Annotated in this window: 16 protein-coding genes and 1 pseudogene; 12 read left to right on the top strand and 5 right to left on the bottom strand. The window is 63.2% G+C overall.

All coding sequences use genetic code 11. From position 1 onward, the window contains the following. Positions 1–30: 30 nt before the first annotated feature. Positions 31–903, top strand: coding sequence for a class A beta-lactamase (bla, locus tag R6G97_RS10240; protein ID WP_317848061.1), 873 nt, complete (start codon positions 31–33; stop codon positions 901–903). A gap of 40 nt (positions 904–943) precedes the next feature. Here bla and speA read toward each other — a convergent pair whose 3' ends face one another. The 4 genes from speA to R6G97_RS10220 all read right to left on the bottom strand — a co-directional run bounded on the left by speA (position 944) and on the right by R6G97_RS10220 (position 5,277). Continuing rightward, positions 944–2,857, bottom strand: a complete 1,914-nt coding sequence (gene speA, locus R6G97_RS10235) for an arginine decarboxylase (RefSeq protein WP_043207896.1) — start codon at positions 2,855–2,857, stop codon at positions 944–946. Between the two features lie 154 nt (positions 2,858–3,011). Further along, positions 3,012–3,383: a translation initiation factor Sui1 gene (locus tag R6G97_RS10230; RefSeq protein WP_043207898.1), complete on the bottom strand. Its 372-nt coding sequence runs from the start codon at positions 3,381–3,383 to the stop codon at positions 3,012–3,014. Positions 3,384–3,670: 287 nt separating this feature from the next. Beyond that, positions 3,671–4,207 carry an NUDIX hydrolase gene (locus R6G97_RS10225; RefSeq protein ID WP_043207901.1) on the bottom strand — a complete coding sequence of 179 codons (537 nt, stop codon included), beginning with the start codon at positions 4,205–4,207 and terminating at the stop codon, positions 3,671–3,673. 2 nt (positions 4,208–4,209) lie between these two features. Next, positions 4,210–5,277, bottom strand: coding sequence for a DUF2333 family protein (locus R6G97_RS10220; protein WP_070572707.1), 1,068 nt, complete (start codon positions 5,275–5,277; stop codon positions 4,210–4,212). 251 nt (positions 5,278–5,528) lie between these two features. Between R6G97_RS10220 and R6G97_RS10215 the strand changes: the two genes are divergently transcribed. The 6 genes and pseudogenes from R6G97_RS10215 (at position 5,529) to accC (ending at position 13,731) form a co-directional block, all read left to right on the top strand. Continuing rightward, positions 5,529–7,166, top strand: a complete 1,638-nt coding sequence (locus tag R6G97_RS10215; protein ID WP_090343121.1) for a diguanylate cyclase — start codon at positions 5,529–5,531, stop codon at positions 7,164–7,166. Between the two features lie 1,558 nt (positions 7,167–8,724). After that, positions 8,725–9,240: pseudogene (locus tag R6G97_RS24950) on the top strand (methyl-accepting chemotaxis protein); the annotation flags it as partial. A gap of 138 nt (positions 9,241–9,378) precedes the next feature. Then, positions 9,379–11,157: a protein-disulfide reductase DsbD gene (locus R6G97_RS10205; protein WP_317848059.1), complete on the top strand. Its 1,779-nt coding sequence runs from the start codon at positions 9,379–9,381 to the stop codon at positions 11,155–11,157. 179 nt (positions 11,158–11,336) lie between these two features. After that, positions 11,337–11,789: a type II 3-dehydroquinate dehydratase gene (gene aroQ, locus R6G97_RS10200; RefSeq protein WP_043207906.1), complete on the top strand. Its 453-nt coding sequence runs from the start codon at positions 11,337–11,339 to the stop codon at positions 11,787–11,789. A 101-nt stretch (positions 11,790–11,890) separates the two neighbouring features. After that, the gene (gene accB, locus R6G97_RS10195; RefSeq protein WP_043207908.1) at positions 11,891–12,358 is read left to right on the top strand and encodes an acetyl-CoA carboxylase biotin carboxyl carrier protein; all 468 of its coding nucleotides are present in this window, start codon (positions 11,891–11,893) and stop codon (positions 12,356–12,358) included. 17 nt (positions 12,359–12,375) lie between these two features. After that, complete coding sequence (gene accC, locus R6G97_RS10190) at positions 12,376–13,731, top strand: acetyl-CoA carboxylase biotin carboxylase subunit (protein WP_043207909.1); 1,356 nt, start codon at positions 12,376–12,378, stop codon at positions 13,729–13,731. Positions 13,732–13,787: 56 nt separating this feature from the next. Here accC and R6G97_RS10185 read toward each other — a convergent pair whose 3' ends face one another. Then, positions 13,788–17,690 carry a type III effector 1 gene (locus R6G97_RS10185; protein WP_317848058.1) on the bottom strand — a complete coding sequence of 1,301 codons (3,903 nt, stop codon included), beginning with the start codon at positions 17,688–17,690 and terminating at the stop codon, positions 13,788–13,790. A gap of 186 nt (positions 17,691–17,876) precedes the next feature. Between R6G97_RS10185 and prmA the strand changes: the two genes are divergently transcribed. From prmA to purH, 5 genes are all read left to right on the top strand, one after another. Beyond that, entirely contained in the window at positions 17,877–18,755 is an 879-nt protein-coding gene (gene prmA / locus R6G97_RS10180; RefSeq protein ID WP_317848057.1) for a 50S ribosomal protein L11 methyltransferase, read from the top strand. 41 nt (positions 18,756–18,796) lie between these two features. Further along, on the top strand, positions 18,797–20,161 hold the full coding sequence (locus tag R6G97_RS10175; protein ID WP_317848056.1) for a DUF3426 domain-containing protein: 1,365 nt from the start codon (positions 18,797–18,799) through the stop codon (positions 20,159–20,161). A gap of 223 nt (positions 20,162–20,384) precedes the next feature. Then, the gene (gene dusB, locus R6G97_RS10170) at positions 20,385–21,398 is read left to right on the top strand and encodes a tRNA dihydrouridine synthase DusB (RefSeq protein WP_043207912.1); all 1,014 of its coding nucleotides are present in this window, start codon (positions 20,385–20,387) and stop codon (positions 21,396–21,398) included. After that, on the top strand, positions 21,395–21,715 hold the full coding sequence (gene fis, locus R6G97_RS10165; RefSeq protein WP_008093076.1) for a DNA-binding transcriptional regulator Fis: 321 nt from the start codon (positions 21,395–21,397) through the stop codon (positions 21,713–21,715). Before dusB ends, fis begins: the two co-directional genes overlap by 4 nt. Positions 21,716–21,792: 77 nt before the next feature. Next, entirely contained in the window at positions 21,793–23,400 is a 1,608-nt protein-coding gene (purH, locus tag R6G97_RS10160; protein ID WP_043207913.1) for a bifunctional phosphoribosylaminoimidazolecarboxamide formyltransferase/IMP cyclohydrolase, read from the top strand. Positions 23,401–23,474 lie beyond the last annotated feature (74 nt).

The following is a 23,474-nucleotide window of genomic DNA, read 5'->3' as shown; positions in this document are numbered from 1 at the left end:
CGCTCCCTCTTTTATCGACAGGACTTACTCATGCTTTCCCGTCAGGTCAGACGCTTGGTCGGCTCATGGCTGTTCGCTACTGCTGTCACCTTCCCACCCCAGGCGGCCATGGCCGGCGGCGACCCAATCCAGGAAGCAGCCCTGCAGATAGAGCGCACGCTCAAGGCGACAGTCGGATACTCGATTCATGACACCGGCACGGGTCGCTCCTGGCAGTATCGGGCCGACGAACGCTTTCCGATGGCAAGCACCGTGAAGCTTCTTTTGTGTTCGACGCTGCTCAATGAAGGGCAAGCGCTGATGACCCGATCGGTGCCTATTCACTCGCAAGACATCCTGGCCTACGCGCCGGTGACCAAAGACCTGGTCGGCACGCATGTACCTGCGGCAAAACTGTGCGCCATCACCCTCAAAACCAGCGACAACACCGCCGCCAATGCCGTATTCAAGGTCCTGGGAGGGCCCAAGGTAGTGACCGCTTTTGTCCGAGGACTGGGCGACCAGACCACCCGATCGGATCGAAACGAACCGAGTTTGAATGAGGTCATGCCTGGGGATGAGCGTGACACCACGACACCACGGGCCATGGCAAACACGGTAAAGGCATTGTTACTGGGAACGGCCCTGGACACACCGTCCAGGGCACAACTGACCGAATGGCTGAGCAACAACGAGGTGGGTGGCCCGCTTTTGCGGGCGGCAATCCCCAACGACTGGCGAATCGCCGACAGGACCGGCAGCGGAAGTTTCGGGGCGCGAGGCATTGCGGCGGTCCTATGGCCGCCGCGGGGCGAGGCGATCGTCGCGACCATCTACCTCAAGGACACCGAAGCTTCCCTGGATGAACGCAACGCCGCGATCGCCGCCATCGGCAGGGCCATGGTCAAGGCCGTTTCACCCTAGCCCGCGCCTCGATCGCTCCAGACGCTAGCGCATCGTGCGATCAGGAAGACAGGTACGACGACCGGGTCAGCCCCAGACGCAGCGCATCCAGGAACTGGGTACGCTCACGCGCCGTGATGCGGGCGCTGGCCACCTTGTCGCGGTAGTGCGTCATCAACTCCTCCGGCGAGAGGTGCACATAACGCAGCATGTCCTCGATGGTGTCGTGGGTCTCGATGCCGGCGTGGTACACGCTGCCATCGGCGTTCTGGTAGATGTTCACCGAGTCGGTGTCGCCGAACAGGTTGTGCATATCACCCAGGATTTCCTGATAGGCACCGACCAGGAACACACCCAGCAGGTAGTCCTCGCCTTCCTTGACCGCGTGCACCGGCATGCTGGTCTCGATGCTCTGTTCGTCGACGTACTGGTTGATCTTGCCGTCGGAGTCGCAGGTCAGGTCCTGCAACACGGCGCGGCGCATCGGTTCCTCGTCCAAGCGGTGCAGCGGGATGATCGGCAGCACCTGGCCGATGGCCCAGGTGTCCGGCAGGCTCTGGAACACCGAGAAGTTGCAGATGTACTTGTCGGCCAGCTTGTCGTTGAGCTCGTCCAGCACCTGGCGGTGCGAGCGTTGACGGGCCTTGAGCGAGTTGTGCAGGCGGCGGCACACGGCAAAGTAGCACTGCTCGGCCAGGGCTTTCTCGGCGAGGCTGATCTTGCCGTCAGCATATTGCGCGGCCACATCGCCCATGTAGTGGGTGGCGCGCCAGTAGGTCTCGGTGACCATCTCGATGTCGGTCGGGCCCAGCAGGTCGACCAGCCACTGCACGGTTTCAGGCAGCGATTCCTTGTTCTCGATGGTCGGCACTTCGTCGTTGTGCTTCTCGACGTCGGTCACCTGGATCACCAGCATGGCGTGGTGCGCGGTCAGCGAGCGGCCGCTCTCGGAGAAGATGTGCGGATGCGGCAGGCCTTGGGCGTCGCAGAACTCCTTGAGCATGCCCACCACCACGCCGGCATAGTCGTCCATGTCGTAGTTGATGGAGCTGGCGTTACGCGAGTGTGTGCCGTCGTAGTCCACGCCCAGGCCGCCACCGACGTCGATGTGATCGACCGGCAGGCCCAGGGCGCGCAATTCGCCGTAGTAACGAATGGCCTCCTTGAAACCGTGCTGGTAGTCGGCCAGGTTGGCGATCTGCGAGCCCATGTGGAAGTGCAGCAGGCGAATGCCCTGGTCGAGGCCTGCATCGCGGAAGCGCTGCACCACCGAGATCAGCTGTGCGGCGGACAAGCCGAACTTGGACTTCTCGCCCCCGGTGTCGGCCCACTTGCTCGAAGCCAGCGACGACAGGCGCACACGAAGGCCGACCTGCGGCTTGACCTTGAGATCGGCGGCTTCCTCGATCACCAGGGCGACCTCGGACTCCTTCTCGATAACGATGAACACGTTGTGGCCAAGCTTCTGGCCCATCAGCGCCAGGCGGATGAACTCACGGTCCTTGTAGCCATTGCAGACGATGGTCCCACCCTTGGGCGCCAACGCCAGGACCGCCAGCAGCTCGGGCTTGGACCCGGCTTCAAGGCCTATGGAAACGTTCTGGGTGGCGATGATGTTCTCCACCACCGCTTCCTGCTGGTTGACCTTGATCGGATACAGGGCCGTGTACTTGCTCTGGTATTCCAGGCGCGCGATGTTGGCATCGAAGGCGCCGGTCAGCTGGCGCACGCGGTCCTGCAGGATGTCGGGGAAACGCACCAGAAGCGGCAGCGACAGGCCGCTCTGGCGCAACTCGTCGACCTGCTCGTACAGGTCGATCGGGGCACTGTCCGGACCGTTGGGGCGCACTTCGACGCGCCCGGCCTCATTGATGGCGAAATAACCAGCGCCCCAATGGCGGATCCCATAAACACTGCGGCTGTCGGCCACGGTCCACTGGCTGCCATCATCTTTGCGTGTGCGTCGTACGGACATTCAAGTCCCCTGTAGATAAGTCGAAGACACTGCACCACGAGGGCGCGGATGCAGTGTAAAAACCGAAAATGACGATTCGTCCGTGCCAGGGGATAGACCCTTGCCACGGGAACGAGTTTAGAAAGCAATGGGCGAAAAATCGCGCGAGCCGGGATCAACCGCCGGATTTCTTCGCCTTGAAGCCCTGCTTGGTCAACTCACCGAGCAGCAGCTCGACATGGTCGCCCTGGATCTCGATGACCCCGTCCTTCAGCGCGCCTCCGGTGCCACAACGGCGCTTGAGGTTGCTGGCCAGCTCCTTGAGCTGGTCGAGGGGCAGCGGGACGCCACTGATGGTGGTCACGGTCTTGCCGCCACGGCCTTTGCTTTCGCGGCGCACGCGGGCGATACCATCACCTTCGGGGATGACCTGTTGCTTGCAGATGCAGGCGTCCACCGGCTTGCCACAGTCCGGGCAATGCCGACCGGCATCGGTGGAGTAAACGAGACCGCCAAGGGCGGCGAAGGAAGAAGCTTTCTTGGCCACTTTTGTTCCTCTTTGCTGAGGACAAAAACTGGTCGGTGCCTGGGGCCAGGACCGACCGCGAAGCCCCACTCTGGCAGGGGCAGCGCTACTGCCGCAAAATCCTGCGACAGCCCGAAAAGGGCGCGCAGTGTAACGATAAATCTGCCGGTTGCTAAGTACCGGAATGCGCCATTTTTCGAATGTTTTGCGACCCTTCGCAAACAAACCCATTCCCACAGCGCTCAAGCGCTATATGAGCCTTGTGAGTGCGGGTTCACCTGCGTAAGAGCCGGCCCCTGCCAACACAGCTATTTCAGACTGGCGGCGTAACGATCCAGCGCCGCCAGCGAGTCCGGACAGAACGACAAACGTCCACGATCGGCTTCTATCTGGGCAAGACTCATGAACCGCGCTTCACTGACTTCTTCGGGCTGCAGCTTCAACGGTGCATCGGAAACCGCCGAGAACACCGCGCACCATAGGCGGTTGTCCGGTTGATCGAAGTAGAACCGCTCGTGAAAGCGCAACTCGACGCCCGAGATACCCAGCTCTTCCTCCAGTTCACGCGCCGCCGACATCTCGTAACTTTCGCCAGCTGCCACCATGCCACCAGCTGCCACGTCCCAATAGCCGGGATACAAGGCCTTGCTCAACGTGCGCCGGTGCACGCACAGCTCACCGGCGCTGTTGAACAACAAGATGAAGGTGCAGCGCCCGATCAGGCCGCGCTCACGCAGCTCGGCCCGGGGTAGCGCGCCGAGCAGTCGGTCGGCCTCGTCGACCCAGGCGACCGATTCACGATCGGAGGCCGCGCGATGCGCAGCCTCCTGTGGGCTGATGGTCATCCTCAGCCCTGCGACAGCAGTTGACGCAGATCGATGACAGCGGCGTTGGCCCGGGAAATATAGTTGGCCATTACCAGCGAATGGTTGGCCCACATGCCAAAGCCACTGCCGTTGAGCACCATCGGGCTCCACAGCGCCTCCTGGGAGGCCTCCAGCTCACGGATGATCTGGCGCACGCTGACCGTGGCGTTCTTCTTGGCCAGTACATCGGCGAAGTCGACCTCGATGGCGCGCAGCAGGTGCGACAGCGCCCAAGCCTGACCCCGGGCTTCGTAGAACACGTTGTCGATCTGCAGCCATGGGGTTTCCACCAGTTCCTCGTCGACCTGCGGCGCCTGGCCTGGAACGACCGACTCGGTCTTCAGGGTGCTGTTGAGCTTGACCCGACCGACACTGGCCGACAGGCGCTGGGACAACGAGCCCAGGCGGGTGGCCACATCACCTAGCCAGTTGTTCAGGTTGTCCGCGCGGGTATAGAAGATGGCGCCCTGGTCGCCGGCAGCCAGACGGCGCTGGTAGCGGCTGAGCGACTTGATGCCCTCCTCGAACTCCGATTCGCTCGACGGCAGGATCCAGCTCTTGTTGTCGAAGTTAAAGCGCGGCTCGGCCTTGGCCAGGTCCGCATCTTCGGTCGATTGCGACTGGGAGCGGGCGAAGTCCTTGCGCAGGGCGCGGGACAGGTCACGCACCTGGACCAACACGCCGTATTCCCAGCTCGGCATGTTGTCCATCCACAGCCCTGGCGGGAAACGGTCGTTGGAGATGTAGCCGCCCGGCTTGTTCAGCAGGGTGCCGGCGACGGTCTTGAGGGTCTCGATGGTGGTATAGCCCACCACCATTTGCTGGCCGGTGCGCTCGGCGGCAGCCTGGGCGTTCTGCTGAACGGGGAACAGCTCCGGCTCCTGGCTCCAGTACCAACCGAGGCCGATGCACACCAACAGATACAGGCCGATCAGGGTGCCCAAGGCTCGGCTCCACAGCCCCCCCAGATAGCTACGTGCAGCGGCGCCACGGGCGTCGACGCGCTCACGGGGCTCGGCTTTGGCCTCGCGGTTTTTCCAATCCAGCATGGCGTTGTCCTTATCAGTCCGACAGTTCAGGGGCTTGGACCACCAGCCCCAGCCAGGGTGCCACGGCAAGCCCGCGTGGCAGCACTATAAAGCAGACACTGCCTTACGCATAAGCGACCAATCGGTCGGTAACTGAATATTCGTACCTGGGCAGACTTTGTTGACATGGCGCACTGGCCAGTCCAGAAATGAGTGCTAGCATGGAGCCATCATTGCACCTGCATAACCACACACCAACAAGCAGTCAGGACATGACCCAGCCAGCCGACCCGAGCCACGAGCGCCTCAAGCAGCACTTCGCCCAGCGGGTCATCCACCAGGCCCGACAGATCCTGGAGATCTGGCAGCGCCTGCAACGGGGCGAGTGGTCGGCTGCGGAGTTGGGCGAGCTGTGCGAGGCCAACCTGCGCCTGCAACGCTATGCCGAGCGCTTCGAACAACCCGAGCATAGCGTGCTCTCGACGGCGATCGGCCAGACGTTGCGGGCCATCGAGGCCAACAGCGCGCGGCTGAACTCGGAGCTGATCAGCGAGCTCAACCGCCTGATGCAGCGCCTCTCACGTACCGGCCTGCGCAAAGGCGACCAGCTCGACAATGTGCCCCTACCACCCGTACGCAAGCCCGTCTACATCCTGCTTCAGGACCACGACCGAGCCGAGCGCCTGGCCCAGCAGCTCGAATTCTTCGGCCTGGGCGTGCAGGCGCTGTACAGTGCCGAGGCCTTCTGCGCCTCGATGCGTGAACGTTTGCCTTCGGCCATCGTGATGGATGTGGACTTCACTGGCCCAGGCCAAGGCCTGAAACTCGCGGCCCTGGCCCAGCAAGGGCTGGATCAGCACATCCCGCTGCTGTTCTTCAGCCACCACGAGACCGACACCCCCACCCGTCTGGCCGCCGTACGCGCCGGAGGCCAGGAGTTCCTGACCGGCACGCTGGAGGCCTCGAGCCTGCTGGAGAAAGTCGAGCTCTACACCAGCGCCACCCAGTACGACCCCTTCCGTGTGCTGATCATCGATGACTCCCGCGCCCAGGCCATGTATACCGAACGCCTGCTCAACGGCGCGGGCATGATCACCCGCACCCTCACCGAGCCGATCCGCACCATGGCCGAGCTGGCGGATTTCCAGCCCGACTTGATCATCCTCGACCTCTATATGCCCGACTGCACCGGCCCCGAGCTTGCCAAGGTCATCCGCCATAACGATCGCTACGTCAGTGTGCCGATCATCTACCTGTCGGCCGAGGATGATCTGGACAAGCAACTGGACGCCATGAGCGAGGGCGGTGACGACTTCCTGACCAAGCCGATCCGCTCACGCCACCTGATCACCACCGTGCGCAACCGCGCGGCCCGCGCCCGTCACCTCAAGGCCCGCATGGTGCGCGACAGCCTCACGGGGCTGTACAACCACACCCATATCCTGCAGTTGCTGGAAGATTGCAGCTTCCGCGCACGCCGCGAAGCGCAGCCGCTGAGCTTCGCCATGCTCGACATCGACCATTTCAAGAAAATCAACGATCGCCATGGCCACCCGATGGGCGACCGGGTGATCAAGAGCCTGGCGCTGTTTCTCAAGCAGCGGCTGCGCAAGACCGACTTCATCGGGCGCTACGGCGGCGAGGAGTTCGCCATCGTCATGCCTAACACCGCGCTGGACGCGGCCCACAAGGTACTGGACGAGATTCGCCGACGTTTCGCCGAAATCCTCTACCCGGCCCAGCCCCACGATCTCACGTGCACGTTCAGCGCCGGCGTGGTGCAACTGGACGACAACCTCGATGCCCTGACCATGGCCAGCGCCGCGGACGAGGCGCTGTACCGCGCCAAGCATGCCGGGCGCAACTGCGTGGTGCGTGCCACCTGCTTCTCCGACCGGCTTGGCCAATAAAGGCAAATAGCCACTTTTTTGTAAGGTCACGCCTTTCTCGTCATCACCTCGTCACAAAATCGCAATAACTTCAGGCACCTACCTCTCCACTCCCCGCCGGAAGTTCGCAGCTATGCGCCTGAAGTGGCTGACCAATTTCAATACTTTGCTGCTAGTGACCGTCTGTATCGCCCTGGGCGCGACCCTGTGGTGGTCGCAACGCGCCCTGGAGCGCCCCTATCAATTGATGGAGCGCTACCTGGATTTGTCCCAACAGTTCCAGCGTGATGCAGCGCGCAATATCCAGGCCTATTTGGGCAGTGGCGACGCCCTGCGCCATGCCGCCGCCATGGAGGCGACCAAGCAGTTGCAGGCCTCCCTGGCCGACTGGCCACAGGCGCTTTCGGACAAGCTGCGCCCCAGCCTGGACCACCTGCAGACCTTTACCGCCAACGAGTTGCTCGCCGCCGGCAAGCTCGCCGGCGACCCGCAGGCCTTGCTGCTTCAGGCCGAACGTGAGCTGGGGGCCAATCTTGAGCAATTGGCAGCTTACGCCCGTGACAGCGCCAGCCCAGACGCGGGCCGGTACCTGACGCCCGTGCTGGACGCCTCGGTGCACCTGGGGCGCCTGTCCCTGGCTCGGGACAAGCTGGTCAGCAGTGGCCGTGCGGAGCTGGCCGACGAAGTCGAACGTGAACTGCAACTGATCCGCGCCCAAGCCCAGGCCATCGACACCCTACCACTGCTGGGCGTGACCCGCGCTGCCGAGTCCAACGCCGACGATTTCGCCGCCCTGATGGGGCTGCAGACACAGGCCAGCGAGCAACGCGAAGATGTGGCGGTGGGCCTCAAGCGCGAGCTGCAAAGCCTGCTGGCCCGCTACCCGGCCGAACTGCAACGCACCCGCGAACAGATCGAGCGCCGTACCGCCCTGGCCGCCAGCACAGGCGAGCGACTGGAAGCAGTGCAACAGGCCATCGCAGCCCTGGAGCCTGAGGTACGGGGCCTGCACGCCAAGATCGCCGGCGAAGTGCGTATCATCCAGGGGCTGATGATTGGCCTGATCCTGCTCATCGCCCTGCTCATCGACACCCTTCAGCGCCGCTTGGCGCGGACCTTGACCGGCCTTGCCCCTGCCCTGTCGCGCTGGGCCGAGGGCGACTTCGCCCAGGCCATCACCTTGGGGCGCACCAACCGTGAGCTGCACGATATCCAGGCGTCGCTCAATCGCCTGCGCCAATACCTGGTGGACCTGGTCGGCACCCTGCGTCACAACGCCGAACAGGTTGCCGGCAGCAGTCATGCCTTGGCGGGAATGAGCACTGCCCTGCACGACGGCGCCGAGCGCCAGGCCGGTGACACCGCACAGATCCGCGATGCCTTGGGCGAACTGGAGGCGACCATCCAGCAGGTCGCGGGCGATGCCAGCGCCGCCGCCGAAGCCAGCCGTGATGCCGGGCGCGCCGTGGAACAGGGCCAGGCGGTGATCGGCCAGAGCCTGTCCGGCCTGCGTGCATTGGTCGATGAAGTGCAAGGCAACGCGCAGACGATCGAGCAATTGGCCGAGGAGTCGGCCACCATCGGCGGTGTGTTGACAGTGATTCGTGCGATCGCCGAACAGACCAACCTTCTGGCACTCAATGCCGCCATCGAGGCTGCACGGGCGGGCGAGATGGGCCGTGGCTTCGCTGTGGTCGCCGACGAGGTGCGCTCGCTGGCCCAGCGCACCACGGGGGCTACGGGTGAAATCCAGGGTTTGATCGACCGCCTGCAACAAGCCGCCCGGGAATCGGTGAACGGCATGCGCACCCAGCTCGAACACGCCGAGGCCACCGCCAGCCAGGCCCAGGCTGCCGATGGCGCACTCGATGAAATCGTCGGTGCCATCCGCACGATCGCCGACACGGCGGTACGCATCGCCGAGGTAACCGCCCAGCAGACAGGGGCGGTGAGCGAGATTCGCGACCACAGCGAGCGGATTCACGCACTGGGCGAGGACAACCTGCAACGCATAGGCGAAGGGCGTGAGCAAGGTGAGCAGTTGCTCCAGCTTGGCAGCGAGCTGAACACGGCGGTGCGGGCGTTTCGCCTCTGAGCGTCTCGGCACCTGAGCGGTTGCGTCGGCACTGACAACATGAAATCCAGCGGCCATGTGTCGCGCTGCCGGCCAACCAGGCCCCAATCGTGGGCAAGTCCGCTATGATGCGCCCACGTTTCACCTAGCGAGACCGCCATGCGCCGCCTGTTTTTCCTGCTGTTCCTGCTGCTGGCCAGCCCTGCCTTCGCCGCGGGCCTGCTCGACAACCGCCCCAGCGCCACCCTCGGCGCCGCCTCTCTGAGCAACAGCGCCGACTTCTTGCCTGTCCACGAAGCCTTCAAGCTCAGCCTGGTCCAGGCCGACGCCCAGACCGTCAAGCTACGCTTCGTCGCCACCGACGGCTATTACCTTTACCGCCACCGCTTCCAGTTCCGTACGGAGCCCGCCGACATCGCCCTGGGCCAGGCCGATATTCCCAAGGGCGAAGCCAAGCACGACGAGTTCTTTGGCGATGTCGAGGTCTACCACGGCGTGGTCGACATCCAGTTGCCACGCACCGATCCACGTGCCTTCACCTTGCTGGTGGGCTACCAAGGCTGCGCCGACAAAGGCCTGTGCTATCCGCCGGAAACCGAACGGCTGAGCATCGATGGCACCGGCGGGAAACCCGAGGCCGGCGCAGGTGGCGCCGAGCAAGGCTGGGGCTGGCAGTCACTGCTGCTGTTCTTCCTCGCCGGCATAGGCCTGACTTTCACCCCCTGCGTGCTACCGATGCTGCCGATCCTGTCCGGTGTGGTGCTGCGCGGGCAGGTGGGTGGCTGGCGTGGGCTGAGCCTGTCGCTGGCGTATGTGCTGCCGATGGCCGTGTCCTTTGCCGTGCTTGGGGCGCTGATGGGCATGTTCGGCGCCAGCCTGAACCTGCAGGCACGCCTGCAGTCGGCGTGGGTGCTGGTGCCATTCGCGCTGTTCTTCGTGCTGTTTGCCCTGGCCATGTTCGGCTTGTTCGAAATCAAGCTCCCGCAGGCGCTGAGCAGCCGCCTGGACAGCATGGCCAACCGCACCAAAGGCGGCTCGTTGCTGGGTGCGGCAGTGCTTGGCGTGCTGTCCAGCCTACTGGTCTCCCCCTGCGTGTCGGCGCCGCTGGCCGGAGCCCTGCTGTACATCAGCGCGAGCGGCGATGCATTGGGCGGGGCGCTGAAACTCTTCGCCCTGGGCCTGGGAATGGGCGCGCCGCTATTGCTGGTGGCCACCGGAGGAGCAGCGTGGCTGCCCAAGAGCGGCCCGTGGCTGAACACCGTCAAGAATGCCATCGGGGTTCTCCTGCTGGGCCTGGCCATCGGCCTGCTCAGCCGCGTGCTGCCGGGGCCTGCGACGTTGCTGTTGGTCGGTCTGCTCGCCGCGGGCGTGGCGCTGTTCCTCGGCGCCCTGGAGTTGGTGGTCAAGACCCCGCGTCAACGCCTGGCCCAATTGCTCGGCCTGGCCCTGCTGGTCTACGCCTTGGCCTGCTGGTATGGCGCCCTGAGCGGTCAAGGCGACCCCTTGCGCCCCTTGCCGCCCCCGGCAGCAGCCAGCCTCGACGGCAGCCGGGCCAGCAAGACCGACGCCTGGCAGACCATCACCACGCCCGCCGCACTGGATGCAGCGCTCGCCGACGCCAAGGCCGCCGGCAAACCGGTACTGCTGGACTGGTACGCCGACTGGTGCATCAGTTGCAAAGTGATCGAACACGAAGTACTGAGCGCACCACAGGTCCAATCACAATTGGGCGCGTTCAAGTTGTTGCGTTTCGACATCACCGAAAGCAACGCAGAGCAACGCACCCTGCTCGACCGCTACCAGCTGTTCGGCCCACCTGCGCTGCTGTTTTTTGCAGCGAACGGCAGCGAACTTTCCGTTGATCGGGTCATTGGCGAGATAAACGCCGGCGAATTTGCGGCGATTCTGACGCGCGTGCGCGGCAAACTGGGTCTATAACTTCTCCGGACCGGGCAACTTCACTAAAGGAGTGACCAGACTTAATGATCTGGTCACATACTTTGCGCGAACCTCGGACAACGTGTTGGCTATTGCAGGGAACTGGACACCCGACGCCCTCTTGCGGCATAGTCGCCGCGCTCATGTCGTATTGCCCTACAAAACCCAAGGAATCGCAGATGGCAACCCTACTGGTGCTGCACGGCCCCAACCTGAACCTGCTCGGTACCCGCGAACCAGGCCACTACGGTGCCGTGAACCTGGCCCAGATCAACCAGGACCTGGAGCAGCGCGCCCGCGCCGCTGGCCACCACCTGCAGTACCTGCAGAGCAATGCCGAGTACGAATTGATCGACCGTATTCATGCCGCCCGCAACGAAGGCGTGGACTTCATCCTGATCAATCCGGCTGCTTTCACCCACACCAGCGTCGCATTACGTGACGCATTGCTGGCTGTGAGCATCCCATTCATCGAAGTGCACCTCTCCAACGTGCACAAGCGTGAACCGTTCCGTCATCACTCCTACTTTTCAGATGTCGCCGTAGGGGTGATCTGCGGTCTGGGCGCCACCGGTTATCGGTTGGCCCTGGAATCCGCGCTGGAATACCTGGCTGCCAACGCACAGCCCTGATGACACAAGGCTTTGGCCCTTCGGGGCCAGGGCTGTAGAGAAACGTTTTAGACACGTTTTTAAAATTAAGTCCCCGACCGAACCTTGGGAGTTGATGATTAATGGATATCCGTAAAGTCAAGAAGCTGATCGAACTGCTGGAAGAGTCTGGCATCGACGAACTGGAGATCAAGGAAGGCGAAGAGTCCGTTCGCATCAGCCGTCACAGCAAGACCCCGGCCGGCGCCCAGTACTTCGCCGCCCCGGCTCCGGCCGCTGCCCCTGTCGCCGCTGCCGCGCCAGTCGCTGCCGCTGCCCCGGCCGCCGAAGCCGCCGCTGCCGCTCCAGCCCTCAAAGGCACCGTGATTCGCTCGCCAATGGTCGGTACCTTCTACCGCAAGCCTTCGCCGACCTCGGCCAACTTCGCTGAAGTCGGTCAGACCGTGAAGAAAGGCGACACCCTGTGCATCGTCGAAGCCATGAAGATGATGAACCACATCGAAGCCGAGATCGGCGGTGTCATCGACGCCATCCTGGTGGAAGACGGTCAGCCGGTTGAGTTCGACCAGCCGCTGTTCACCATCGTTTGAACCGCGGAGAGCCAACGATGTCTGGGAAGCTCGAAAAAGTCCTGATCGCCAACCGCGGGGAAATCGCCCTGCGGATCCTGCGTGCCTGCAAAGAGCTGGGTATCAAGACCGTCGCTGTTCATTCCACGGCCGACCGCGAACTGATGCACCTGGGCCTGGCAGACGAGTCGGTCTGCATCGGTCCTGCATCGTCCAAGGATTCCTACCTGCACATCCCGGCGATCATCGCCGCTGCCGAAGTGACAGGCGCCACCGCCATCCACCCGGGTTACGGCTTCCTGGCGGAAAACGCCGACTTCGCCGAGCAGGTGGAGAAGTCCGGTTTCGCCTTCATCGGCCCTAAAGCCGACACCATTCGCCTGATGGGCGACAAGGTTTCGGCCAAGGACGCGATGATCAAGTCCGGCGTACCGACCGTGCCAGGCTCTGACGGCCCGCTGCCGGAAGACGAAGAGGTCGCCCTGGCGATCGCCCGCGACGTCGGCTACCCGGTGATCATCAAGGCCGCCGGTGGCGGTGGTGGTCGCGGCATGCGCGTGGTGCACAAGGAAGAGGACCTGATCGCCTCGGCCAAGCTGACCCGTACCGAAGCCGGTGCCGCCTTCGGCAACCCGATGGTCTATCTGGAGAAGTTCCTGACCAACCCACGCCACGTGGAAGTCCAGGTCCTGTCCGACGGCCAGGGCAACGCCATCCACCTGGGCGATCGCGACTGCTCGCTGCAGCGCCGTCACCAGAAGGTCCTGGAAGAAGCGCCAGCGCCAGGCATCGACGAGAAGGCCCGTCAGGAAGTCTTCAAGCGTTGCGTCGACGCGTGCATCGAGATCGGCTACCGCGGTGCTGGTACCTTCGAGTTCCTGTACGAGAACGGCCGTTTCTACTTCATCGAGATGAACACCCGCGTCCAGGTCGAGCACCCGGTCTCGGAAATGGTCACCGGCATCGACATCGTCAAGGAGATGCTCAGCATCGCCGCTGGCAACAAACTGTCGATCCGCCAGGAAGACGTGGTCATCCGTGGTCACGCGCTGGAGTGCCGTATCAACGCCGAGGATCCGAAGAAGTTCATTCCGAGCCCAGGCAAGGTCAAGCACTTCCACGCCCCGGGCGGCAACGGCGTTCGCGTCGATTCGCACCTGTACAGCGGTTACTCGGTTCCGCCGAACTACGACTCGCTGATCGGCAAACTGATCACCTACGGCAAGGACCGCGACGAGGCCATGGCTCGCATGCGCAATGCCCTGGACGAGATCGTCGTCGACGGCATCAAGACCAACATTCCACTGCACCGCGACCTCGTGCGTGATGAAGGTTTCTGCAAAGGCGGCGTCAACATCCACTACCTCGAGCACAAACTGGCCAACCAGGAGTGATCGCGTTAGCGTGATGCAAGAAACCCCGGCCCAGTGCCGGGGTTTTTATTGGGTGGTCAGGACACCAGATGAATCGCGATGGCGTTGTTCTCGTACTCGCTGGTCCTGTAGACACGACCCGCGCCATCGCTGACCTGGCCGCTGCGCAACTGGTACAACGGTTCGGCCCTGACTCGCGCTAGCACTCGGCCAGCCCTGCCGCTGATACCCGCGGCACCCGCGCGTGCTCCACGCAGAATCGGATCGTACAAGCCTGCTACCAAGTCGCCGGAGGTGGTATAGACCTGGGTCACACCGGTGCCCAAGTCCAATGTCATGCCATAGGTCTTGCCAAAGCATGAAGAGTACGACCAATGGTCCCACTGCGCGGATATCCCCTGGCGCCTGAGCACTGACCGGATCGGTTCGCCGATGCTCGTCCCTCCCAACCAATCTCCACCCGCCATCACGGCACGCACCTCCCCTGCTCCGGCACTCTGGATGCGAGACAGAACGTCCCGGATCGCGCGTTCGATGAGCCCGCGGATGTTATGGTCGAAGTGGATGACAGCGCCCCATTTGGTTGCCGGGTTGTACAGCGAAACAGCCACGCAGCTCTGCACATTGAGCGTGAACAGGTAGTTGTCCGCGCTGCTGGCCGACAGCCGCCCGACCACCGCTTCGCCCTGCAGCGCTCCGCGAAGCGGATCAGGGCTCGTACCCTGGGCGACTTGCCGCACGTCGGTGATCCGCCCTAAGTCATGCACGGTGTTGCCCCCGCGCAGGCCTGTGCTATTGGCCACCCAGCGACCATCTGCACTGCGGACGATGGCCTCCCGGTGAAGACTGTCGGGCCGGTTGGCCTTGATCACGCGCAGCGTGCCATGTTCCACGTCCCTCTCGACCTGGAAGTACCGCCCCTGGTGGCGGACGAAGTGCCGGACCCCAGGCGCCTCGCTTGATGCGCCGCTGCGGTAGGTGCCTTGCCAGATGCCCGCCTCGGTGACTTCCTGAAGGTTCGCCGGCTCACCCTTGACCGCCCACCGCTTGTCCAAACGCATCGAAGGAGCGCGCCTGCAGCTGGCAGAGGACACTTGCTTGATCGCCAGCATGTGCCGTGTTTCGTCCAGCAACGACCTGACCGCTCTGAGCGAAAACCCTGGCAGCACGATCATCAGCCCTAGCAACCCCCAAGAGGCGAGCAACCACTGTTGCAGGGCATGCGCGGTGTCCTTGCGCGTGTGGGCGATAATCGCCGAGCGCAGCGGCGCCGCGACAAAATAGGCGCCCAGCAACGCTGCGAACGGCGGCGAGACGAGAGAAAGCGGCACCAGCGCGTACAACAGCCCCTTGGCGACTTGCGTGCGAATCACCTCGAAGTGGCTGCTCGTCACCTCATCGACATCCGCCAGCGCATGTTCGATATAGGCCTCGTATTCAGCAGCGATGGTGATGACGTGCTGAAGGCCGCGCAGTGAATCTCGGGAGGCACTGCCCGAAGCCAGGGCAATCAGGCGTTGTTCGACCTTGCGCCTGCCCGCCAGAGGCGCCCGCGCAAGCAGGTAATCGTTTGCCACCCCTGACATCTCATGCCCCAGTGTGCTGTATCGGCTGAACAAACGACCGTTCGGCTCCGCCGGCGCATACAGCCAGTCCTGGGCTTTCCCCTCCTGGATGTGGCGGAACACATAGCACCCCAGGATGACGTACCCCTCGATGGTCAGCCGAAAGATCCCATCGTGATTGGCCACTTGTTCGGAAGACCCGCTTGCCTTCTCTTTTCTTAGCGTGCGTCCCAGTTCAGTGACCAGACGCGTCAGCGCCTCGTAGGTCTCAAGATCGATCTCTGCGCGACCATGCGCAACTCGCAAGTCACGATCCATGCCGCTCAGCAGGGCACTGCCGAACAACTGCTGGTAGTTCGCATACTCCACCGAACCGGCCAGCAGGAAGCGCTCACGCACATGAGCAATGTACTTTTCTCCCACATAGGCACCACGCGCGTATCGGGCAAGGTCGGCGCTTCGCAGCGCAGATAGGTCCTGACCGACAAGCGAGCGCACGCCTCGCTTCGGGTGGTCGATACCCGAATTGTCGTCATAGCCATAGCAGACCACGTCGAGCAGATTGACAGAACGTGTCGTCCCATCGGCCAATGTCGTGCTCAAGTCGAAGACGATCGATTCCGGTGCCACCGGATCGGTGATGCCCTGCTTTACCAGATACGGCTTGATGGCTTCGCCCACCGTACGTCGGGCAAAGTCCTGAAAACTCTCATAGTCTTTCAGCACCTCGATGAATGCCTGCTCAGCGCCACGGGCCTCGTTGCAAAGCAGGTTGATCACCCGACGCTCTTCAATGCCCAGCACGCTGTACCAACGAGGCGACTCGCTGGCCTGCACTTCGTGCTCGCGTATCGTCATGCGCGCCCGAACGCCTTCTTCGATACAAGCCTGATAACCCCGGCTCGCGCTGCGAAGATCGCGGGTCAGATCCCATGCAGCGGGCAGTGACTGGATGTTTTTGATTTCCAAGACAGCCCTGTCGCGCTGCTCCCCGGGCAATTGCGACAGCAGGTAGTCTTGGCCATCCGCCTCTTTCATCCAGCCGCCAATCTCGGCGCTGAGCATGCGAAGGGAGCTGAGCTCGATCCACTCCTGTCCGTCCGGCTTTGCTGGCGCATACAAGAACAGGCTGTCCAAGACGCCTTCTTGGCTACGAAAGAACACCAACAGGTCACTGCAAACCATGCCGTCGAACAGCTCGATGGCACTGACCTCCCACTGAGCCTGATTGCCCTGCCGCAGGGATGACAACCGGGCATGATGAGCGTCCTGCAGATGCCCTGCATACACGGCGCGTTGCGCGCTGTACTTCAGGCCGAAATCATAGGCATCGAACAGCGCCTGCTTGACCTCGGCTGCTTCGTGGCGCTTGGTCAGCGCTGGCAGGTAGGTTGCCTTGGCATCGACGCTGGCCGCCAACTCGCGAATCTGCGCTGCGCTCGGTGGCGGGCACAAAAGCGAGGTGTTGGTGATATCACTGAGCTCATATAGCTGGTCGATATTCAGCGCCCCTTCCGCCACCAGCTCCGTCAAGCTCAGCGATTTCCCGTCCTGCAGTGAGGCGCCTCGCCTTCGCCGCTTGAATGTAATCCGGTCAGCGAGCAGCGGTGCGTCAAAATGCTCGTCCAGATAGTCTTGCGCACAGCGACTGGCGTGGCGCTGCAGCGAACGCACATCGCCCAGTGCGCGACCCGCTTGGTCCTGCGCATCCTGCCAGTCTTCCCAAGCCTTCTCCAGACAAGCGCGCTGGCTTTCATCCAGCAATTTGTACCAATGTGGAGAGTGGGATTTGGTCACGCCATCGACCGCTTCACGCTCGGCTTCGGTGGCCAAGCTTGATAACGCCAACTGCTCATGCCACTGGTGTTCGTGCTCACCGAGCTGCGCACGCAGCCTCTCCACCGACATGTCGAGAAGCGCTGCCGACTCCAGCGTGGCCTTGATGCTCTGGCAATGCGCTTCCACTCGCTCGGCAACACGGACGAGATACGCTTGCCGCTGCACAAGCCCCTGGGGCGCCACCTGCCAGTAACGGGTCAGGTAATCCTGGTAATTATCCAGAAGCCGGGTGCTTGCGCTTTCCACGAGCTGGACCATGACATCCCGGCGCGTCTCGGGTATTTCCTGAACGACACGCCCATCCGGACGATAAGGCGCGTGCAACTGCGCATCGAATACCAGCGGCCTCTGATCGATCCGATGTTGCAGCGCCGCATCGAGCAGGTCGTGCGGCAAACGCGGATCGATAGCGTCGCTGTAATGGGTTTTCAACTCCACCAGAAGATTGTTCTCGGCGACCTCGAAGAAGGTTGACTGATCGTTCAGCCGTCGCTGGAAATGCTCGGCCCAGACAATGAGGCGCTCAAGGATAGGCGAGCTGGTCGTGGAGACAGGTGGCGAAACGGATGCACTCATGACGATCAATCCTGATTGAGAAGCCACCAAGGATTGGTCTGGACACCGACCGACATGCGGTAGCAAGCAACTACCCGCGCCGGAAACCGCCAATGCACGGAATGCACAAACCCCACGCACTCAAGTAAACTGCCAGGCTACGCGCAGCCCTGGGCTGCCCCTGTCGATTTACCAAAGGTGCCCGCCATGCCCTGGCTGCAAGTTCGCCTGGCCATCAGCCCAGACCAAGCCGAAACCTACGAAGACGCCCTGCTCGAAGTCGGCGCCGTCTCGGTGACTTTCATGGACGCCGAAGACCAGCCGATCTTCGAACCGGACCTCAACACCACTCCGCTCTGGTCGCACACTCACCTGCTGGCCCTGTTCGAGGCTGACGCCGAGCCCGAAGCGGTGTTCGCCCACCTGCGCCTGCTGACCGGCGCCGAGTTGCCCGAGCACCACGCCGAAGTGATCGAAGACCAGGACTGGGAGCGCAGCTGGATGGACAACTTCCAGCCCATGCGCTTCGGCCGGCGCCTGTGGATCGTGCCAAGCTGGCACGAGGCCCCGGAAAAAGACGCGGTCAACCTGCTGCTGGACCCAGGCCTGGCCTTCGGCACCGGCACCCACCCGACCACCGCCCTGTGCCTGGAGTGGCTGGACGGCCAGCAGCTCGAAGGCACCCAAGTCCTGGACTTTGGCTGCGGTTCGGGGATTCTCGCCATCGCTGCCCTGCTGCTGGGCGCCCGCGAGGCGATCGGCACCGACATCGACGTGCAGGCCATCGAAGCCTCGCGTGACAACGCCCAGCGCAACGGCATCGCCGACGAGCGACTGGCCCTGTACCTGCCCGAGCAGATGCCCGCCATGCAAGCCGACGTCCTGGTCGCCAACATCCTGGCCGGCCCGCTGGTCTCGCTGGCCCCGCAATTGTCCGGCCTGGTTCGCCCCGGAGGCCTGCTGGCCTTGTCGGGCATCCTTGCCGAGCAGGGCGACGAAGTAGCCGCTGCCTATGCTGCCGACTTCGATCTGGACCCAATCGTCGTGCGCGACGGCTGGGTACGCATCAGTGGTTGCCGCCGCTAGGCCCACCTAGACTTAACCACCTGCATAGCCCGGATTGCCGCATGACCGACAGTTTCGTCACCCAGTGCCCTCATTGCCAGACCAGCTTTCGCGTCACCTACCAGCAATTGAGCATGGCGCGCGGTGTGGTGCGCTGCGGCCACTGCCTGCAGGTGTTCAACGCTGCCAAGCAGTTGCTGGAGCAGAACCGGAGCGCCGACACGCCTGAGGCGGCTAGCCCGCCACCAGCACCAGCGCCAGCCCCGGTCGCGCAACCGGAGCCGGCCCTGCCGCCTCAGGACGTGCCTGCGCAGCCGGCACCGAGCCCGCAACAGGACGATTGGGCGGTCACCGCACAAGCGCTGGATGATTTGGACCTGGACCAGGAACTCGCCCGTCTCGAGCGTCGCGAACCCCACCGGGAGCGCCAGGCGCCATCACGTGAAGAGGCCTTGCAGGCCCGCCGCGATGACCATCGCCACGATGAGCACGCGCACGAGCCCTTCGGCACCGCCACCGATCATGTGCCGGAGCCGCCTTCCGCCGAAGCGCCTGCCCCCGTGCTGGTCGAACAGGAAACCCTCGATCTGGACCTCGAGCCGGCACCCGGCGAACGCACCGAGCCGACCTTGGGCGGCCTGGACCTGGACGACGACGAGCCTCGCCCACTCCCCCAGGACGCGCCGCGCGACGTCCTTGCCGACGCGCCGCTGGCACCACTCTCGATCCACGACGACATCCCTGAGAAAGGCCTCTCTGCCCGCGACGACGACGAACCCGGCAGCCTGCGCCTGTCTGCACGTGATGACGACGAGCCAGACGATCTGCATGATGAGCGGCCGGAGCCGATGCTGGCCGCCAAGGCCGAACGTCCTTCCCGCAAGGAGCCGCTGGTGCATGTGGTGGACGACCCATTGCAGCTCGACTGGCAAAAGGCCAAGCCAAACGGGTTCAAGCGCCTGCTGTGGGGCCTGTTGACCCTGCTGGCCGCAGGGCTGCTGGCCTTCCAGTACATCGCCTACCACTTCGATGAAATGGCCCGCCAGGACCAGTACCGTCCCTGGTTCCAGCAGCTGTGCCCGATGCTCGGCTGCACAGTGCCGACCCGCGTCGACATCTCCCGCATCAAGAGCAGCAACCTGGTGGTGCGCAGCCACCCGGACTTCAAGGGAGCCCTGATCGTCGATGCGATCATCTACAACCGCGCGCCGTTCGCCCAACCTTTCCCACTGCTGGAGCTGCGCTTTGCCGACCTCAACGGCCAGTTGATCGCCAGCCGTCGCTTCAAGCCCAGCGAGTACCTGTCGGGTGAGCTGGCCGGGCGCGGCGAGATGCCCAGCCAGACCCCCATCCATATCGCCTTGGACATCCTCGATCCCGGCCCGAAGGCCGTTAATTACAGCCTGAGCTTCCGCTCGCCGGAATGAAAAGCAGCGCTCGTTAGCAAGCTTCAAGCCACAAGAAAAACGCAGGCCAATCAACGATTGGCGTGAAGCTTGCGGCTTGAACCTTGCAGCTAGAAGCGTCTCGTTATAAGCCCGCAGCTGTTCAGATTTTATCCAGATTCATCTTTATCCAGTCATCGAGAGCGGGTATCATGCCAACCCTTTTTCGGACTCCCATGATTCGGCCCCACAACAGGGAACACCTATGTCGGCGGTACGCATCGGCCCTTACACACTGCGAAACAACCTGATCCTCGCCCCCATGGCCGGGGTGACGGACCAGCCTTTCCGTACACTTTGCCAACGCTTGGGCGCCGGCATGGTGGTTTCGGAGATGGTGACCAGCGACATGAGCCTGTGGAACAGCCGCAAATCGCGCCTGCGCCGCATCCATGAAGGCGATCCCGAGCCTCGCTCGGTGCAGATCGCCGGTGGCGATGCGCAGATGCTGGCCGCGGCGGCCCAGGCCAATGTCGAGGCCGGCGCGCAGATCATCGATATCAACATGGGGTGTCCGGCAAAAAAAGTCTGCAACAAGGCGGCAGGCTCTGCTTTATTGAGAGATGAAGCCTTGGTCAGCGAAATCCTCCACGCCGTGGTCGGCGCGGTGGACGTACCGGTGACCCTGAAGATCCGCACCGGCTGGGACCGGGCGAACAAGAACGGCCTGACCGTGGCGAAGATCGCCGAACAGGCCGGCATCCAGGCGCTTGCGGTCCATGGCCGTACACGCGCCGATCTGTATACCGGCGAAGCCGAGTACGACACCATCGCGGCGATCAAGCAGGCGGTGTCGATCCCGGTTTTTGCCAACGGCGACATCACGTCGCCGGAAAAGGCCCGGGCGGTGCTGGACGCCACCGGCGTCGACGGCCTGCTGATCGGCCGTGCCGCCCAGGGGCGGCCGTGGATTTTCCGCGAGATCGAGCATTACCTGCGCACGGGCGAGCACCTGCCTGCCCCGGCGCTGGATGAAGTGGAACACATTCTGCTGGAGCACCTGGCTGCACTGCATGCCTTCTATGGCGATGTGATGGGCGTGCGTATCGCCCGCAAGCATGTGGGCTGGTACCTGGCAACACGACCTGGCGCCAAGGAGTTTCGCGCCCGGTTCAACGCGCTGGAAGACACACAAGCGCAGTGCGCCAACGTTCGCGCGTTCTTTTGCGAACGTCGAGAGAGCCTTGAGACAGAGGACGGACAAGGGGTGGCCGCATGACGATGATGACCGAGACATTAGTGAGTGGAACAACGCCCGTGAGCGACAACGCCAACCTGAAACAGCACCTCAATACGCCGAGCGAAGAGGGCCAGACCCTTCGCGACAGCGTGGAGAAGGCGCTGCACAACTACTTCGCCCACCTGGAAGGCGCGACCGTCACGGACGTCTACAACCTGGTGCTGTCGGAAGTCGAGGCACCGCTGCTCGAAAGCGTGATGAACTACGTCAAGGGCAACCAGACCAAGGCCAGCGAGATGCTCGGGCTCAACCGTGGCACCTTGCGCAAGAAACTCAAGCAGTACGATCTGTTGTAATCCGAATCCCAATCAGAAAAGGCGGCTCTCCCAAGAGGCGCCTTTTTTGCTGAAACCACCGCGTTATGGAATCCGAAATGACCGACCAGACTACCCGCCTGCCGATCCGCCGCGCCCTGATCAGCGTCTCCGACAAGACCGGGATCCTCGAATTCGCCCGTGAACTGCAACAGCTGGGCGTCGAGATCCTGTCCACCGGCGGCACCTACAAGCTGCTCAAGGACAACGGCGTGAACGCGGTGGAAGTGGCCGACTACACCGGCTTCGCTGAAATGATGGATGGCCGGGTCAAGACCCTGCATCCGAAGATCCACGGCGGCATCCTTGGCCGCCGCGGCATCGACGACGCCATCATGAACGAGCACGGCATCAAGCCGATCGACCTGGTCGCCGTCAACCTGTACCCGTTCGAGGCGACCATCGCCAAGCCAGGCTGCGACCTGCCGACCGCCATCGAGAACATCGACATCGGCGGCCCGACCATGGTCCGCTCCGCGGCGAAGAACCACAAGGACGTCGCCATCGTGGTCAACGCAAGCGACTACGCCAGCGTCCTGGAAAACCTCAAGGCCGGTGGCCTGACCTACGCCCAGCGCTTCGACCTGATGCTCAAGGCCTTCGAGCACACTGCCGCCTACGACGGCATGATCGCCAACTACATGGGCACCATCGACCAGGCCAAGGACACCCTGTCCACCGAAGGCCGCAGCGAGTTCCCGCGCACCTTCAACAGCCAGTTCGTCAAGGCCCAGGAAATGCGCTACGGCGAGAACCCGCACCAGAGCGCGGCGTTCTACGTCGAGGCCAAGAAGGGCGAAGCCAGCGTCTCCACCGCTATCCAGCTGCAGGGCAAAGAGCTGTCGTTCAACAACGTGGCCGACACCGATGCGGCGCTCGAGTGCGTGAAGAGCTTCGTCAAGCCGGCCTGCGTCATCGTCAAGCACGCCAACCCGTGCGGCGTGGCCGTGGTACCGGAGGACGAAGGCGGCATCCGCAAGGCCTATGACCTGGCCTACGCCACCGACACCGAGTCGGCGTTCGGCGGCATCATCGCCTTCAACCGCGAACTGGACGGCGAAACCGCCAAGGCCATCGTTGACCGCCAGTTCGTCGAAGTGATCATCGCGCCGAAAATCTCCCAGGCTGCCCGCGAAGTCGTGGCTGCCAAGCAGAACGTGCGTCTGCTGGAGTGCGGCGAGTGGCCAGCCGAGCGCGCCGCTGGTTGGGACTTCAAACGCGTCAACGGTGGCCTGCTGGTACAGAGCCGCGACATCGGCATGATCGGTGCCGACGACCTGAAGGTCGTGACCAAGCGCGCCCCGACCGAGCAGGAAATCCACGACCTGGTCTTCGCCTGGAAAGTGGCCAAGTTCGTCAAGTCCAACGCCATCGTCTACGCCAAGCAGCGTCAGACCATCGGCGTGGGCGCCGGCCAGATGAGCCGCGTCAACTCCGCCCGCATCGCGGCCATCAAGGCCGAGCACGCCGGCCTGCAGGTTCAGGGCGCGGTCATGGCCTCGGACGCCTTCTTCCCGTTCCGTGACGGCATCGACAATGCGGCTAAAGTGGGTATCACCGCCGTGATCCAACCAGGTGGTTCGATGCGTGATGCCGAGGTTATCGCTGCCGCCGATGAAGCTGGCATTGCGATGGTATTCACCGGCATGCGCCACTTCCGCCACTGATTTACGGCAATCGGCCGCACTGAGGCAGGCATCTGCTGCGTTGGGGCCGGTTCCGCTGATGCTCATTGCCAGAA

The organism is Pseudomonas sp. HTZ2 (genome assembly GCF_033173945.1).
In the GTDB taxonomy this organism is placed as follows: domain Bacteria; phylum Pseudomonadota; class Gammaproteobacteria; order Pseudomonadales; family Pseudomonadaceae; genus Aquipseudomonas; species Aquipseudomonas guariconensis.
This window is presented reverse-complemented; position numbering and strand designations above follow the sequence as displayed.